This window comes from Crocinitomix algicola (genome assembly GCF_001661595.2).
GTDB classification, from domain to species: domain Bacteria; phylum Bacteroidota; class Bacteroidia; order Flavobacteriales_D; family Crocinitomicaceae; genus Crocinitomix; species Crocinitomix algicola.
On sequence record NZ_LYPF02000030.1, the window covers coordinates 29708 to 45779 of the forward strand.

Sequence of the window (16072 nt, forward strand, 5' to 3'; positions counted from 1 at the left end):
AATTTTTGTATCTTTTGTATTTGAAAACAAATGTAATTATAAGTTTCATCCATTCCAATCGATAAAGCTATGAAAAATTTAAAATATCTAATACCTCTAATTGTTTTGACCTCATGTATAGGGACAAAAGAAGTCTATGATGATGTCTATTCAAAAGTTGAAGTTGTGCAACCTGAGGTGAAGGCAAACGAAGATTTAGGCTACGCGGACTATGTTAAAAATAGCGAGTCGAAATATCAAGTAGAAGTGGACAGTAGTGCTTTTCAGTCGAATAATGCAAGTTATATGAATGGATATAATAGCTACAATACCAATTCAGGTGATATTAATATTTATAATAATTCGAATGACTATGGTCGTTACAATAATGGTCCAGCGCCATGGTCAGATTATTCGGTTTATTATACCAATAATTATTACTGGGGATTCAATAATTATTCCTATTCGCCTTGGGGATGGAGGTATAGACCGTATCGAAACTGCATAGGATTTGGTTATGGATACGGTAATTTTTATGGTTATAATGGAGGATGGCACAGTCCTTATTATGGATGGAATATTCCGTATTATGGTCCGTATGGTCATGGATTTTATGATCCTTATTTTATGGGGTATGGACATCCTTATTATGGTTATGGCTACGGCTACGGTTATTTTGGGAATGGTTATTATAGTAATCCTTATGGCGGCGGCGATGGCGGTCATGTTGTGGCGAGTAACAATAATCATCATTATGGACACCGTAGAAGTGCGACTTCGACTTCGTCCAATACTTCCACCTATGAGCACACAGTAATGTCTCAGGTAGATCAACCAAAGGGTTCGAGTAAGCCGTTTGACGCTTACTCTTCGGCTAAGGCGACTGTAGCCAAGAATCCAAATTTTGTATCAAGTACGGTTGAAAAAAAAGAAAAACCATCGAATACATTTAATGGCGCTCAAGTTTTAGAAGGCGATAAAGGGCTCAGTGGAAAGGTTGATGGACGGACAGTTAAAGGAAGTGGTAATACGGTTTATAATGATTATACTTCAACGAAAGTGAATCGAACAAATGCAGCAGCATCTAACAATACCACTAATTCGCGAAACGAAGGAAATAATTTTATGCATCTTGGTGCAGAATCTACAGGGACAAATACAGGTATAAACGGAACGACACGAAATGAAAATTTTCGTCCAACAAATTCTGCTACATCGAATAATAATATCTCAGCAAAACCTGCAACAAACAGGTTTAGTTCAAATTCGGGCGTAAATCAATCTTATTCAGGATATAGTCAGCCAAAAACTGGTACGAATGGAGTGAGTACTGCAAAAAAATACACGCGTACGAATGGAACTAGTAATGGGAATCAAAATTATCGATCAAATAGCACTTCCCGTTCTAATTCCAACACTTACTCCAAACCATCATCAACGAATCGTTCATCAAATACTAGAACATATAATACGTCAAATTCGAATAGAAATACAAATGCTACTTATCAAAACAGGTCGAGTTCTAGTTCTAGAAGTAGTTCAACTAGATCATCATCATCAAGTAGCAGTCGATCATCATCTACATCAAGAAGGAGATAGATACCCGATAATGAAAAAATGATTTACCTGTAGTTGCTCGTAATTTGCGACTTCAAAAGCTAGTGATATGAATAAAATTTCAATAATAATAATCTTGTTGATGAGTACAACAATAGGGTACGCTCAAAATGAAGAGGATGCATTGCGTTATTCTGAGATATATTTTGATGGAACAGCGAGAAGTACTGCGATGGCTGGAGCGATGGGTGCTTTAGGAGGAGATTTTAGTGCTGTGATGCAAAATCCCGCAAGTTTGGCTCGAATCAGAAAGTCTAATTTTTCAGCAACGTTTAACCTTGAAAACCCACGAACTACTGCAAATTATTATGGGGCAAATACTAATGATAGAGGGGTGGCTGGCAATTTCAGTAATTTATCTTATGTGAAAGCTTATGAATTGGACCCTAAAAAATTTAATAATTGGTATAGCGTTCAATTAGGTATGGGGATGACAAGAGTAAAATCATTCCAACAACGTTCTCGTTACAAAGGGACAGCAGATTCGTCAATTGTTCATTCTTTTATTAATGAGGCAAATGGTACACCAGATAGTTTAATCTATGATTTTTTTCCCTTTACAGCAGGACTAGCTTACGATGTATTTGCCATGGATCCTGCTCCTGGAAATCAATACGTCACAGACTTTACTTCAGGACAAGCCATTCATGATCGGACTATCACTAATAAAGGAGGTATGAATACTTATAGTTTTAGTTTAAGTGGGAATTATGGGAATAAAGTTTATGTGGGAGGTGCAATAAATTTCACCAAAGTAAACTATAATAGCCAGTTTCAACATATAGAAAGTTATACAGATACAGCTCTTTGGTTACAAAGAATTAATTATACAGGAGAGTTAGATATAGAGGGATGGGGATATAATGCAAGGTTTGGATTTGTCTATTTACCTGTTGAATGGTTAAGCGTTGGCTTATCAGGTCAATTGCCAACACTATTTAATCTATCAGATAGTTGGACCAATAATATGACCTCAATGACTGATGATGGGGAGAAATTTGTGGATCCTGAATATGTTCCAACAGGTTCTTTTGATTATCGTATTACTACGCCGGCTCGAGCAAATCTTTCCATTGGAGCTATAATGTGGGAGCTAGGTTCGATTGGTTTAGATATTGAATATGTTGATTATGGGAAATCAATTTTAGCTTCGAAACGATATAGTGATGCACCGTATTCTTTTGATTTAGAGAACAGTCAAGTGGCAAATCTTTATAAGTCAACTTTAAACTACAAATTAGGCGTTGAAGGGCGTTTAAGTAAACAATCATATATTCGAGGAGGTATTGCTTATTACAGTTCACCTTATGTTGATGGAAAAGGAAATGCGGCTTCACCAACTATTTTTTATACGGGGGGATTAGGGTATAATTGGGGTAAGGTATATGCTGATTTTGCAACTGTTTTATTGTCAAAAAAAACAAATTACTATGCATATGATCCTACTATGAATGGTAGTCGTGCGGCATTTGATATTTCAAATTATTCATTTAAATTTTCTGTAGGATTTAGGTTTTAAAAAAAAATCGCACCATTAAATGATGCGATTTATAAGCATAATTATTGAACAATTAATTTTTGTTTTGTTGAGCGATTCCCTTGTTCCAATGAAATAATATAAATTCCCTGATCGAGGTTTTCAAGCTCCAAATTGATTGTATTATATCCAGCTCCATTAAAAATGACTTGACCTTTTAAGTCTATGAGCTGATAATTAAAGTTCCCTTTCAACGCTATAGTTACATGATTATTATTTACAGGATTTGGATAGATGTTCACATCCAGTTCATACTCGTTAATTGAGCTATCGTCTACCTCCTTAGCACTGTAAAATGCTTCCCGGTTAAATACTGTTTCAAATGAAAATGTTTTAGCACTTGCTTTACCTGGAGGAAAATCACCCGCATAGTAGGATAGTCCGAAGGCTTGATCTGAAAGAGCGGAACTTCCTTCTTCAACGTTTAATCCATCCAAACCATGCCACATAACTCGCCCATTTCTATTGCTAAACCCGCCAAAGAACCCTTTCCATTCCGGGCCATATGCATTAAAAATAAGTTCTGCTACCCAATCACCTTCACTTATCGCACTGATGATGACAGAGTCATCCGACATGCCGCTTTGAGATTCTATTGTGTTTAATGTAGCAAATCCCCAGTCAAGATCTTGATTGTTATCGGCATCTATATTTCTGTAATAATAAGTGTTCGAAATTGTTTCAGGTCCAAGATTTGCTAAACTAACTGTTGTGGTATAAAAATGCTCGTCTTTTTTTAGTGAATAAGTTACAGCTATCTTGAGGCTATCAACCATTCCTTCCCACATAATTATTGTAGAATCTAAATTGTCAACAACATCGATTATTTCTCCAGGAATTTCGTTCAGTCCAACAGCGTTATTTCCGTATTCACGCTCTCCGCCAAGTATGGTAAAAGTCAAACCGAAGCCATTTTCTTTTACTCCAGGCATGTAAAAGTCTCCGTTATATTCAATCCAACCATCTCCTTTTGGGTTGGATACAAATCCTAGTTGACCGAATCCGTCTCGATCATGTGTTGGGATGGAGTCTACCAGGTTAGCCCCTTCATAGCCGTTAGCATTAATGCCAATTTCAACATAGTCACCAATCATAAACGCTTTATCACCTGACCATTGAGCGATTAGGCTTGAGTTCATGAATAAGGTTGAGATTATAAAAAACGAAAATTTGAGTTTATTTGTTTTCATAGTTATTTAATTAGGTTTATTATTGAATCATATAATTAGCAGAAGATCCATGGAAGTTTTGATTTTCAGAAAGATAAGTAAAAACATTGAAATAATACTTGTTTTTTAATCTAAAAATTTGTTCTACAGGTGTTTACAAAAAAAAATCGCACCCAATAAGATGCGATTCCTTTGAATTATTAAGCATTGGTATTATTGAAGAATAATTTTTTGTTTCGCTATTTTTTCTTCTTGTTGAATGTGAATGATGTAAATGCCATTGTCGAGTGCATTGAGGTCCAGCTTTTTGACATTGTTTCCATACCCCGTCTTAACAAGTTTTCCACTTGCATCAATGATTTGATATTCAAAATTACCGTCAACAGTTATTGTCGTTGTTTTGTTTTCTGTTGGGTTAGGAAAGAGTTTAAAGTCTAGGTTGTATTCATTGATTCCACTATCGTCCTCTTCCATAGCTGCATAAAATTCTTCTCTATTGAATACAGTTTCGAAAGAGAATACATCACTCCCTGCCTTACCGGGAGCCAGCGTTCCTACTTTATAAGCAAGTCCAATAGCTTGATCAGCAGTGTTGGAATAACCTTCATCTACATTTATACTCGCGGTTCCATTCCACATTGCGCTGCCGTTTCTATTAGAGAATCCTCCTGTAAAACCACGCCAATTAGCTCCATAAGTATGAAAAACCATCTCTGACAACCATGTCACATCGCTTACTGCGCTTACACGAACTGTATCGTCGGACATGCCAGCTTGTGTTTCAATTGTGTTTGTGGTAGCAAACCCCCATGCAATGTCCTGATTATTATCGGGGTCAAGCGTTCGGTAGTAATACATGTCAGTGAAGGTTTCAGTACCAACATTTGTTATGCTAATTTTTGTGGAATAGCTATGTTGATCTTTTTGCAGTTCGTACATCACATCAATCTCCAAATCATCAATGGTTCCTTCCCAAATGACTATAGTTGAATCAACATTATCTATAACAGATGTGATTGATCCAGGTATATCTGCTAGCCCCATTGCATTATTTGCACGATGATACGTGGAGTCAAGTAAAGTGTAGGTAAGTCCGAAACCATTTTCTGGACTCCCGGGTAAATAAAAATCACCGTCATAATTTATCCAACCATCAGCTTGAGGATTAGCTACAAAACCTAGTTTTCCAGTAAATCCTCTCGCATGCGTAGGAATGGTATCAACCAATTCCGCACCTTCGTATCCGGATGGGTTAATTCCAATTTCAACAAAATCTCCAATCATAAAGGCGCGATCGTCTACTAATTGAGCCTTTAAACTTGTCCCAAAAAAGACAGCTGTAACTGTAAATAGAGACAATTTTAGTCTGTTTCTTTTCATACTACTTATTTTAATTTAAAATGTTAGGTTCAGAAGATTAATACAAAACATTTATAGTATTAACAGCGAAAAAGACTTTTATTTTGCTGTTAATTAGGTAAGTTGCGGTTATGTTAAAAACGATTCTGACGGTTAAAGGTTGCATTAGATTTATGTTTAACGTTTTGTTAGTCAAATCGTTAAAAATAAAACAAGTCTAATTGTTTGTGACGACACTGTCCTTGTGTGAGTAATGATAGATTAGTTCTTGACCACTATAATACATAACATCTGATTTATTGGTAAGTTTAAAGATGCCACTAGAAATCATTTCAATCTCGTCGAATGAAATATCGAAAACCTTGATTAAATTACGGTCATATAAATACCAGTCTGAATTGTTTTTAGCTTTGAAATAGGGAAAGTCATCATCTGAAAGTGGAACTATACTATCCTGTTGAGTAAGGGCTATTTCATGATCTAAACTACTTAATATTTGCCTTGTGCCACTCATTCCTTCAAGAATGATGAAATCTTTATTTGAAACAAAAAAATCACGGTATAAACCAATCCGTATAAATTGATTGTTTTTCTTTCTCTGATGTACGCTCCAAACAGGATTCTTTATTTTTATGACAGGAGAACTTGCCATTAATTTAAATACTTCAGTTGAATGGATGATGAAATTGTCCAGTGAGTTAATCATCTCAAAAAAATCGCGATAGGTCATTAGCTCATTTCCTTCGTCGAAGTTTAAAGTGCCTGAAATTAGTTGCAATAAAAAATCGTTGTTGGGGCGATGCACATAGTGAAACTTGCCTTGCTCTCTTCCAAAGTGTGTGTGCCATTGAAATTCTTTGTTCAATATTGGGAAATGATCGTTGATGCTATAGTTCGTTTTTGAAAGTGCTAAATGTGGGTTGTCGATATAATTTAAATTTCCATTAAAAGGTATTATCAATTCTTTATGCATCAGTTGAATGCTGTCAAAGCTTATTAGGTTTGCAGAATCCTTTTTACCAAAATTTAAATGACTAAAATCTATCACGTTAAAAAGTTGAGGTTGAATGGTGTAATTTGGTATATGTTTGCTGCGGGCTCCATACTTCCCTGTAAGTTGGTCCTGAAATGTTAGTGAATTACTTTCTTCAATCCATATTTTTGAGTTTCTTTTTAGCCGGTTTTGTTGAATTGATTTTTTTAAAGGGTAAATCGTAGTGTCAACCACACTTTCCTCTTCTAGGTTATGCATCACAATTCGGTCTGCTAAATAATATTTTACAAGATTTCCTTTGCGAACTATTTCTTGACAATTTAATGGAGTAATTAGCCCTTTACTGTTTACCATTGCATAGCCCGCTGAACTCTTAAATTGTATTCCTCCATTAAGGCTGAGTGCGTAATCCATTCTTGGGTCGAGTACTTTAATTCCGTTTAATAAATAAGCTCCATATTTTTGATTTTTTTGGGTAATTACAAAATCATTCATGATCTGTAAATAATCAAACTCAATAGGAACTATAGTTTCACCTGAATTATTAACTAAGCCTCTCTGTTTTTTATCGGTCAGAATAAAGTGTTCTTGTATCGGTCGAATTGAAGTAAATTTAATTGGGACAATTATGGTGTTACGTTGGTTGACAATGCCGAATAGACCTTCTTTCATAACGATAAAACGGTTTGAATTTGCGCAGGTTATATGTTCATACTCAAAAGGTAAAATAATTTGATTTTCACTATTAACTAAACCAATTCTATCCTTATTTTTAATTGCGAAAAATTTGGGAGTTGAATTTGTTGATGAGGACATGCCAATGCTCAGCGGAAAGATATCGTTTCCATTGTAATTGAGAATCAAATTTAGATTGAAATCGTATAATTGAGCCTTTCCATTTTGATATACCTTTATAAGGTTAAATTCACTAATAAACACCAATGAAGAGTCTGATTGAGGAATTTTTTTTCCGTTTTTAAGATAAAAAGTCTTCCTTTTGTTGTCATCCCAGGTTTCAATTATGAATTGATTAAATGAACCGATAGAAGAAGCGTTACAATGAACAATTTTATCCGTTTTATCTATGAACTGAAATCCTAAAGCATTTTGGATATAAATTGTGTTTTTTAGATAAAAAGCTTCGATAAATTGAGGTTGATATAACCATTTAAAATCGGAGTCTAGAATACCCACACCATCAGTTGTTCTAATAATCAGATTGCTCCTCTTTGTATAATCTTCATTTTTTTCAAACGATAAGAAATTGTTTATGAGTAATATTTGTTCGCCTTTATCATCAAGGATTTCTAACACCCTATCCTTTTCAGCCAAGAAATGATCGTTATAGCTATTAATGGTGTTATAGATAGGTTTTGTTAACGGTTGAAGGTCCCTCGAAATAATACCCTTTTTACCTCGATGGGTATAAATCAAATTTGGGGTATTATAATGAAAATCGATATGGTCAATTTTTGCCCAATCGCTCAATCTGCTTCCACTTAAGTCGAATAATGCTTTATATCCTGAGGAATCTAATGGAACTCCATACTTTTGCGATGTTTGACCAATAGATTTAAAGGTTAAAGATAACCAAATTAGGACCAGCGCTTTTGAAATCGTTTTCATTTAATTACTCGCTAAACAGTCAACAAAATCCTTCTTGTTCATTATCGGTTGAGAACTTTCTTCAAAATGGATGTGAATTTTTTTCTCATTAGCCTTTAGTTGGTCTATCGCATCATGGAACATTTCGCTATCCGCCGTAGCAACAGAACCATCTTCAAGTATTGCGATTATTGAGCTTTCAGAATAAGGATTGTATTTAAAATCGGGATATTCAGGCGAATAATATTTTATAGCAATTTGTTTATTATTAGTAATGTACCACCAGGACATTATTTTCTTTTTACAAGTTAAAACTATTGCTGCTGGAATTAAGGATAAATATTCAATTGTTCGATCGCAATTGTATATCCCCATTCGATTAACTCTGAAACCTCTGAGAATTTCAGCCTCTTTATTCGCGACTTTATTTGCTGCTTCCAGCGCTGCTAATCTCTTTTTGTATTCTCTGATACTTGCTTTGTACTCTTTCTTGACTTTGTCTAATTGTTTTCCTCGCCAGACTGGTGCAACAGAAAAGACTTGTTCTTCTTTATTATTTAAAGATTTATTCATCATTAGTAACTGGTAGTTACCACAGCTATCGGTAGGAACGATATTTATTTTGTCATATTCATTTCTAACAGTTAAGAATCGTTCTCTTTCTTCCTCGGGTTTTGTTAAAACCCACATTGCCCCAGAAAAAAGAGAATGGTTAAAATTATTGGGAAGGTTAAGATCAAAATACTCCTCATTTGGGTTAAAGACTCTGGGTTCGGCAAAGCACTCTAAAGCAGCATTTTCTTGATCCTGTCTAATGTCGGTGAGAGCATCTTTTTTTGCCTGATTAATTTTTGGCTTTTCGTGAGGTAATAATTCCCACTGTTTCTTTTCTTCGTTCATATAAAAATGATCGAAATGACCATTGCGATAGGAGCCGAGTTGAACGCTTATTTCTTTACCTGGCTTGAGAGCTAACTCTTCGTGATCAGCATATGCACGTATTTCAAACATCCCCGCTGTTTCAAAATCACTGCCGTTATAATCCATCTTGATACCAGTGAGTATAATGTCGACAATATCATGCATCTCACGATAATGAATTTTAATATTCTTTGAATCAAATTTAGAAGGATCTATTTTAAATGCATCTGGTGGAATGTTGATGGTAGTGCCTGATGGCATTCTTGTGTTTAAACCTCTGTTTGAATTGTAATTAAGAATTTCATACGGTACATCGATATCTTTGAACGGTTTAGCGATAACACTCTCTTGTTCATAAGCTAAGGTTTGACGTGTAAATACAATGTCAGAAGGTTCTGCCTCGGAATGGGATGTTTGTTTTTCATTTACTTGAGTAGTACAGCTCCAAAATAAAAGAAAAAATAATCCATAAATTTGGGTTTTTCTAATTTGCATACTTTTAGAAAAAATGTATCGGTAATAGAAAAGTAACCAAAAAATATCAAACAAAGTGAAAATAGAAGCTTTAACCAATCAAAATTCTAAAATCCATTGTTTTTGGAGATTTAATGAGGTGACGAGGTTAGTCGTCCAATTAAATTAACTAAGCGGTCTTTTTGCCTTTATTTTTTCCATCTAGCCATTTACCTCCTTTAACTTGACCTAGATATGTTACAGTTTTGCTACGACCATATTGCTCCATAGCTAACTCTACTTCTGCCATGCTTTCTCTTCTTATTTTAACTGGAGAATTGTTCCCCTTTGTTTTAAGTTCAATGTAAAACCCCTCTTTTAGTTCGGCTTGTTTAGTCGCCGGTCTTCCTTTCCTTTTCATCTAATAATTTTGACCTAATTTAATGGAAATCTGTTAAAAATGAAGGATTTTAGGAGAAAATCTATATTTAGGATGATTTTTTGTTAAAAATTATGCGACATTTCTTTGAGGTATCAAAAATTACTTGAATTTAAAACAGTCCATAGAAAAACCTTATATTAGGGGGAATTCTTGAACAAATGTCTAAGAAAAGTAAGCGAAAATTTAAGTTTATTTGGCAAAATATTATACTCCCATTTACGGTTTTAGTGGGATTGTTTTTGTCAATTTTCTACCTTACAACCATCATTTCTGGTGTTGGTTACAAATCGGTTATGTTTGCTTTGATTCTAATGTTTTCTTTCTTAATTGGCTGCTCACATGTACTGATTTACTTTCTGAGGAGAGCTTATGAAAATGAATTTTCAAAAGAAATTCGGAAGAAAAAACGTAGACTCGAACTTTTCAGAAATACCGTAAATTATATGACACCATTTGTGTTATTAGCCATGCTTTATCATTTTTGGCAAAGGGATTGGTTTTCGGCTTGCGTCATTGTGCTGGTTTTACTTTTTGATCGGATGCATGAGTTGATTCGTGTGAATAAATAACCTATATTCGGACAAACTATTAAATCCTACAGAAATGAAATCGATCAAATTAGAGTTAAAATGGGCGGTGATTTTTATAGTAATGATGTTGACTTGGATGCTCATGGAAAGGGTATTAGGTTTTCATGACGAACGAATAGAATTACATCCCGTAATTACTAACTTCGTCGCAATTCCGGCAATTTTAGTTTACATATTGGCACTAAGAGATAAACGAAAGAGACATTATCCCAATAAAATGACATATTGGAATGGATTTAAAACCGGTTTAATCATTACTGCGATTGTGACAGTTTTCAGTCCGTTAATGCAGTATATAACCAGCGCTGTTATTTCACCTGATTATTTTGAGAATGTAATTGCTTATTCAACAGCCAACGACCTGATGCCAGAAGAGGATGCTCGAGCCTATTTCAATATGGAAAGTTATATCGTACAAACAGTTATGTTTACACCAATAATGGGGGTGTTTACGAGCGCATTAGTTGCCTTATTTTTTATTCGGAAAAATTAATTTATGGAATTTTAGGTGGTTAAACATCTCACGAATAAAAAGATGAAATATTTATTACTGTTAAGTACTTTACTATTTGTTGGGTTTTTAAAAGCGAATTCTATAAACAAATTCGTTGGTAACACTGGGTTTGAATTGATCACAGGACGAGAGGCAAAGGATGGTGAATACGAACAAGAACGAATCCGTTATCACTTACTTTATGTTGAGCATTTATTGCGAAGTGTTCCAACAAATCATTTACAGTTTTTTCAAAAAATAAGAAGGAGCAAAATGTTGGATTTATTGCATGAATATGCGCATGCAGGTCAATTCCCTCAAAATACGAAAGTCAAAAATGAAAGACGCCCTTGTTTTATTGATGAAAATAATCAAGTTTGCGCGGTTGGATATCTTGTAGTGAACACGGAAGGTTGGGAGCAGGCTAACAGGATAAATTCTCAGTTCCAATACGATTATATACATGATATGGATGAAAATTTAATTTCACAATGGGCGGAAAAGAATGGATTAACTCTTGAAGAATGTGCGATGATACAGCCAACCTATGAATGGGTGCCGTTTTATACCAAATCCTTAAATTTATCAGTTGGTAGTGCGTATCGCTTTACAAAAGATATTTATTCAACAGTTTCATTATCCTACTCGTTCAACACAGCATTTAAAAGAAATTTTAAATCTAATATTGGACTAGTTTTTTCATCATTAAAGGAGAAAAATTATGCCTTAATGGCCTTTTATGAAAAAGCCGTTTATACATGGAGAGGGATTAGGGGGTATATTGGTGTAGGTGGCGAGTACTACGGAATTGAAGGTCAATTTGGGTACAATTTAGTACCAAACACGGCATTGGTTTATCAATATGCAAGAGGAAGGAGTGTTTTTGAAGCTAGAATGTCGTACGGACATCATGTTAATTTGAGTAATTCTTTTGACTATAAAGTAGGGAGAAATGAAATTGGCGTTTCGGTTGGTTTAGGATTCCGATTGTAATTAAAATTTTAACAAGTTGATAACAGTGAAATGATGAATCTTTTCTAAATTTGTTTTATGCTACGTTTGAAAGCGATATTTTTATTTTGCTTATTCTCAGTGACAACATTCGGGAATACTGTAGCTGTCCATTTTTGTAAAGGAGAGATCACCGATTTAGCTTTGTTCGGAGAAATACACTGCTGTTGTGAAATGATTCAAATGGTAAATGAGCAGGAAAAATCATGTCACGAAAAGGCGGACGATGGATGCCATGATGAAAAAGAGAGTAGTTCTGAATTAAAGGATTTTGAAAAAGGGACTAAGAATTGTTGTGATACTGAAACCGTTCAATTTTCCGGTGAAAATCAATTGACGATTACCAAATCCATTGCTATACCAACAGCTATCTTAATCCTCAATTATAACCTTTACTTTTTTCAGGATTTAAGAACACATTCAACGGTTGAGCCTACCTATCAACCACCTCTTATACCACGGGACATACCCGTTCTAATTCAATCTTTTTTAATTTGATACCCTTTCCTTTTTAGAGAAAGTTAACGAGTATAATCAAATTTTAAAAGTAAAATCATGATCTATAAAATAGGGCTGGGGCTATGCTTAATATTAGCAGTTCCAATTTTTGCCCAAGAATCAAAAATAATAAAAGGAAAGGTGGTCACCTCACCAAAAAAAGGAGAAGTTTCAGGAGTTCCTGGAGTAAAATTAAAATGGGTAAAAGATGCAAATCTGGGCTTATCAGATGTTGATGGAAATTTTAAAATCAATGTCAATCAATTACCAGATACGCTAATCATCAGTTATACAGGTTACAATACCATTTATTATGAAATTAAAGATACGAATGAAGTTTATACCTTTAATTTAAAAGAAGGCTTAGTTTTGGATGGTGTCGAAGTTGTTGCGAAAAATGTAGGTAAGCATATCGATTTAATGGATCCAAGACATGTTGAAACTATTGGTACGGGAGAGCTCCGTAAAGCTGCTTGCTGTAATTTGTCGGAGTCCTTTGAAACCAATGCTTCAGTAGACGTAAATATGACAGATGCCGTTTCTGGAGCAAAGAAAATCCAAATGCTAGGTTTAGATGGTGTTTATACCCAACTGCAATGGGAAAATATCCCGCTTGTTAGAGGATTGTCGACTTCTTATGGGCTTAACTTTACACCGGGAACGTGGATTGAATCTATTCAAATAACTAAAGGTACAGGTTCCGTTTTAAATGGATATGAGTCGATGGCCGGAATGATTAATTTGGAACTAAAAAAACCAAATGAATCTGAATTGCTCTATGTTAATATGTATGGGAATAAGTTTGGAAGGATGGAGTTAAATCTTCATGGTGCGCAAGTACTTAACCCCAAATGGTCGACAATGACTTTTGCTCATGTTGCACATCAGTCTTTTGAGTCAGATGTCAATAAAGATGGTTTTAGAGATATGCCCATTGGAACATTAGGGGCTTTCATGCATCGGTGGAATTTTGAAGGTGAAAATTCTGAAGCCAAATTTGGTATAAAAGCTACCTATGCCGATAAAGAAGGGGGACAAATTGGAAGTTCTAATTTTGACGTTAGCAATCCAAAATGGAATGCATCATTCAATACCGAGCATATTGAGTTGTTCGCTAAAAATGGTTATTTCTTAAAAAATCGACCTGCTGGTAGTTTGGGTTTAATTGCACAAGCCAAGTACCACCATATGAATAACCAATTTGGGAATTCAGAATACGACGGAACGCAAAAGAAAATTTACCTAAACACAATTTATGGTGACATCATTGGTAATACGAACCATAATATCAAAACTGGAGCCAGTTTCATTCTTGATGATTATACACAACGATATAATGACTCTGTATTTCTTAAAACCGAAATCGTACCGGGAGCATATTTAGAATATACCTATAATAGGTTGGATAAATTTATTTTAGTGGCCGGGTTTAGAGGGGACTATCATAACCTTTATGGACCATTGATTACACCACGAATGCATGCTAAATGGAATATTAACCAAAGAAATGCAATTCGAATTAGTGTTGGACGTGGATATCGTGTGCCAAATCCTTTCGCCGATTATAACGGATATATGGCCAGTAATCGTCAATGGATTGTAAATCCTAATATCGTACCAGAAGATGGTGTTTCAGCGGGAATTACTTATACTCAAAAATTCATCATGTTTGATAATGCCGCTAGTTTTACAACTGATTACTTTTACACGCACTTTTTTAATCAATTATTAGTGGATTTGGATGTGGCTCCAAATGAAATTCATGTTTACAATACTAATGAGACGTCATTTGCACATAGTTTTCAGGCAGAATTGTCCGTTGAGCCATTGAAAGGGTTTGAATTAAGAAGCGCTTTTAAATACTATGATGTTCGTGCAAGTTTTAACGGCGAATTACAACAAAAAGCTTTCGTACCTAAATACCGCGTTTTATTGAACGCGGGTTACGAGACAAGAAATAAAAAATGGAGTTTTGATTTAACGGGAAATTGGGTTGGCCAAAAAAGGTTGCCATCTTTGTCGCCTAATCCTATAGAACATCAAAGAGAACTCATTTCAAAAGCCTACTGGCTCGTTAATTCACAAATCACATACAACTTTAGACGGTTTAGTATTTACCTAGGGGGTGAAAACTTGCTGAATATAATTCAAGAAGATGCAATCATTGCGGCAAATGATCCGTTTGGTAATTACTTTGATGCTACTCAAATATGGGCGCCTATTAGTGGAGTAAATATTTATGCTGGAATACATTTTGCAATAAAACAAAAGAAAAAATAATAATAATCAATCTAAAAATGAAAACAATGAAAAATTTAGGAATTTTAATCGTGTTATTTGCACTGACATCATTCACTTTTAACACATCAAATGATAGTAAAGGAGTGAAAACAATTAAAGTATTAACGAGTGCGGTGTGTGGAGAGTGTAAGGAAAGAATAGAAAAAGAGTTAAATTACACCAAGGGGGTTGTTTTTGCAGAATTAGATCTTGAGACAAAGGAGGTGACTGTTAAATATAAAACGAAACATTTATCGGAAAAACAAGTGAAAGAGGTGATTGCGGGTATCGGTTATGATGCTGGAGAAACGAAACGAAACGAAGAAGCCTTTAATAAGTTGCCGAAATGTTGTCAGTCTGCAGGACACTGCAGCAGGGATTAATTGATGCATTAACAAAAGAATCAAGCTATCGTGAAACACGGTAGCTTTTTTTATGCCGCGCTTTGTTTTATTACGTATTTTTAACCAAAATAGGATAATGGATTTTTTACCAGAAAAGATTGAAGAGTATATTGAAAATTTGACGACTTCGGAATCAGAAGAATTGGCGAATTTAAATCGTGAAACTCATTTGAAAATAATGAGTCCTCGAATGTTATCTGGGCATATTCAAGGTCGATTTCTAAGTTTGATTAGCCATATGATTCAACCAGCGTACATTTTGGAAATAGGAACGTATACAGGTTATTCAGCGCTATGTCTTGCTGAAGGATTAAAAGAAAATGGGAAATTGATTACCATCGATAGAAATGAGGAACTGGATAGCATTATAGAAAAGTACCTTAAATCATCTAAATATGGAAATCAGATCGACTTTAGAATAGGGAATGCAACGGCTATAATTCCAGAATTACCAAACGGAATTGATTTAGTCTTCATTGATGCTGATAAACCAAATTATAGTAATTATTTTGACCTAGTTATTGATAAAGTAAAACCAGGAGGATTTATTTTAGCAGATAATGTCCTTTGGAGTGGAAAAGTGGTGGAACCGATTAAACAGAACGATAAAAGTACAATTGCAATTCATGAATTTAATCAAAAAGTGCATGATGATAATCGCGTAGAAAATGTTTTACTTCCAATTAGAGACGGAATAATGGCGTTGAGAAAATTATAGGT

Annotated in this window: 14 protein-coding genes; 9 read left to right on the forward strand and 5 right to left on the reverse strand. The window is 34.7% G+C overall.

Annotation, left to right across the window (positions count from 1 at the left end):
• The first annotated feature begins 69 nt into the window (after positions 1-69).
• A complete protein-coding gene (locus tag A8143_RS15895) occupies positions 70-1578 on the forward strand; it encodes a hypothetical protein (protein ID WP_066759920.1) in 1509 nt (502 codons plus the stop codon).
• A 67-nt stretch (positions 1579-1645) separates the two neighbouring features.
• Positions 1646-3115 (forward strand): OmpP1/FadL family transporter, encoded by a 1470-nt coding sequence (locus tag A8143_RS15900; protein ID WP_066759921.1) that lies wholly within the window; start codon positions 1646-1648, stop codon positions 3113-3115.
• 41 nt (positions 3116-3156) lie between these two features.
• Here A8143_RS15900 and A8143_RS15905 read toward each other — a convergent pair whose 3' ends face one another.
• The 5 genes from A8143_RS15905 to A8143_RS15925 form a co-directional block, all read right to left on the reverse strand.
• Positions 3157-4323: a T9SS type A sorting domain-containing protein gene (locus A8143_RS15905; protein ID WP_083261426.1), complete on the reverse strand. Its 1167-nt coding sequence runs from the start codon at positions 4321-4323 to the stop codon at positions 3157-3159.
• Between the two features lie 192 nt (positions 4324-4515).
• Positions 4516-5682 (reverse strand): T9SS type A sorting domain-containing protein, encoded by a 1167-nt coding sequence (locus A8143_RS15910; protein WP_066759923.1) that lies wholly within the window; start codon positions 5680-5682, stop codon positions 4516-4518.
• 196 nt (positions 5683-5878) lie between these two features.
• On the reverse strand, positions 5879-8281 hold the full coding sequence (locus A8143_RS15915) for a WG repeat-containing protein (RefSeq protein WP_066759924.1): 2403 nt from the start codon (positions 8279-8281) through the stop codon (positions 5879-5881).
• A complete protein-coding gene (locus tag A8143_RS15920) occupies positions 8282-9676 on the reverse strand; it encodes a hypothetical protein (protein WP_070138576.1) in 1395 nt (464 codons plus the stop codon). It lies immediately after the preceding gene.
• A 148-nt stretch (positions 9677-9824) separates the two neighbouring features.
• The gene (locus A8143_RS15925) at positions 9825-10055 is read right to left on the reverse strand and encodes a hypothetical protein (protein ID WP_066759927.1); all 231 of its coding nucleotides are present in this window, start codon (positions 10053-10055) and stop codon (positions 9825-9827) included.
• Between the two features lie 179 nt (positions 10056-10234).
• Between A8143_RS15925 and A8143_RS15930 the strand changes: the two genes are divergently transcribed.
• The 7 genes from A8143_RS15930 (at position 10235) to A8143_RS15960 (ending at position 16070) form a co-directional block, all read left to right on the forward strand.
• Entirely contained in the window at positions 10235-10645 is a 411-nt protein-coding gene (locus A8143_RS15930) for a hypothetical protein (protein ID WP_066759928.1), read from the forward strand.
• Positions 10646-10679: 34 nt separating this feature from the next.
• The gene (locus A8143_RS15935) at positions 10680-11159 is read left to right on the forward strand and encodes a DUF4199 domain-containing protein (RefSeq protein ID WP_066759929.1); all 480 of its coding nucleotides are present in this window, start codon (positions 10680-10682) and stop codon (positions 11157-11159) included.
• Positions 11160-11201: 42 nt separating this feature from the next.
• Positions 11202-12152 (forward strand): hypothetical protein, encoded by a 951-nt coding sequence (locus A8143_RS15940; RefSeq protein WP_066759930.1) that lies wholly within the window; start codon positions 11202-11204, stop codon positions 12150-12152.
• Positions 12153-12209: 57 nt separating this feature from the next.
• A complete protein-coding gene (locus tag A8143_RS15945; RefSeq protein WP_070138577.1) occupies positions 12210-12668 on the forward strand; it encodes a hypothetical protein in 459 nt (152 codons plus the stop codon).
• 57 nt (positions 12669-12725) lie between these two features.
• Complete coding sequence (locus A8143_RS15950) at positions 12726-14948, forward strand: TonB-dependent receptor (protein ID WP_066759934.1); 2223 nt, start codon at positions 12726-12728, stop codon at positions 14946-14948.
• Between the two features lie 17 nt (positions 14949-14965).
• Complete coding sequence (locus tag A8143_RS15955) at positions 14966-15331, forward strand: heavy-metal-associated domain-containing protein (protein WP_066759936.1); 366 nt, start codon at positions 14966-14968, stop codon at positions 15329-15331.
• Positions 15332-15428: 97 nt separating this feature from the next.
• Positions 15429-16070, forward strand: a complete 642-nt coding sequence (locus tag A8143_RS15960; protein ID WP_066759938.1) for an O-methyltransferase — start codon at positions 15429-15431, stop codon at positions 16068-16070.
• Positions 16071-16072 lie beyond the last annotated feature (2 nt).

Coding starts and splice junctions, on each gene's coding strand:
- A8143_RS15895 (WP_066759920.1), top strand. CDS start 70: ATGAAAAATTTAAAATATCTAATACCTCTAATTGTTTTGACCTCATGT.
- A8143_RS15900 (WP_066759921.1), top strand. CDS start 1,646: ATGAATAAAATTTCAATAATAATAATCTTGTTGATGAGTACAACAATA.
- A8143_RS15905 (WP_083261426.1), bottom strand. CDS start 4,323: ATGAAAACAAATAAACTCAAATTTTCGTTTTTTATAATCTCAACCTTA.
- A8143_RS15910 (WP_066759923.1), bottom strand. CDS start 5,682: ATGAAAAGAAACAGACTAAAATTGTCTCTATTTACAGTTACAGCTGTC.
- A8143_RS15915 (WP_066759924.1), bottom strand. CDS start 8,281: ATGAAAACGATTTCAAAAGCGCTGGTCCTAATTTGGTTATCTTTAACC.
- A8143_RS15920 (WP_070138576.1), bottom strand. CDS start 9,676: ATGCAAATTAGAAAAACCCAAATTTATGGATTATTTTTTCTTTTATTT.
- A8143_RS15925 (WP_066759927.1), bottom strand. CDS start 10,055: ATGAAAAGGAAAGGAAGACCGGCGACTAAACAAGCCGAACTAAAAGAG.
- A8143_RS15930 (WP_066759928.1), top strand. CDS start 10,235: ATGTCTAAGAAAAGTAAGCGAAAATTTAAGTTTATTTGGCAAAATATT.
- A8143_RS15935 (WP_066759929.1), top strand. CDS start 10,680: ATGAAATCGATCAAATTAGAGTTAAAATGGGCGGTGATTTTTATAGTA.
- A8143_RS15940 (WP_066759930.1), top strand. CDS start 11,202: ATGAAATATTTATTACTGTTAAGTACTTTACTATTTGTTGGGTTTTTA.
- A8143_RS15945 (WP_070138577.1), top strand. CDS start 12,210: ATGCTACGTTTGAAAGCGATATTTTTATTTTGCTTATTCTCAGTGACA.
- A8143_RS15950 (WP_066759934.1), top strand. CDS start 12,726: ATGATCTATAAAATAGGGCTGGGGCTATGCTTAATATTAGCAGTTCCA.
- A8143_RS15955 (WP_066759936.1), top strand. CDS start 14,966: ATGAAAACAATGAAAAATTTAGGAATTTTAATCGTGTTATTTGCACTG.
- A8143_RS15960 (WP_066759938.1), top strand. CDS start 15,429: ATGGATTTTTTACCAGAAAAGATTGAAGAGTATATTGAAAATTTGACG.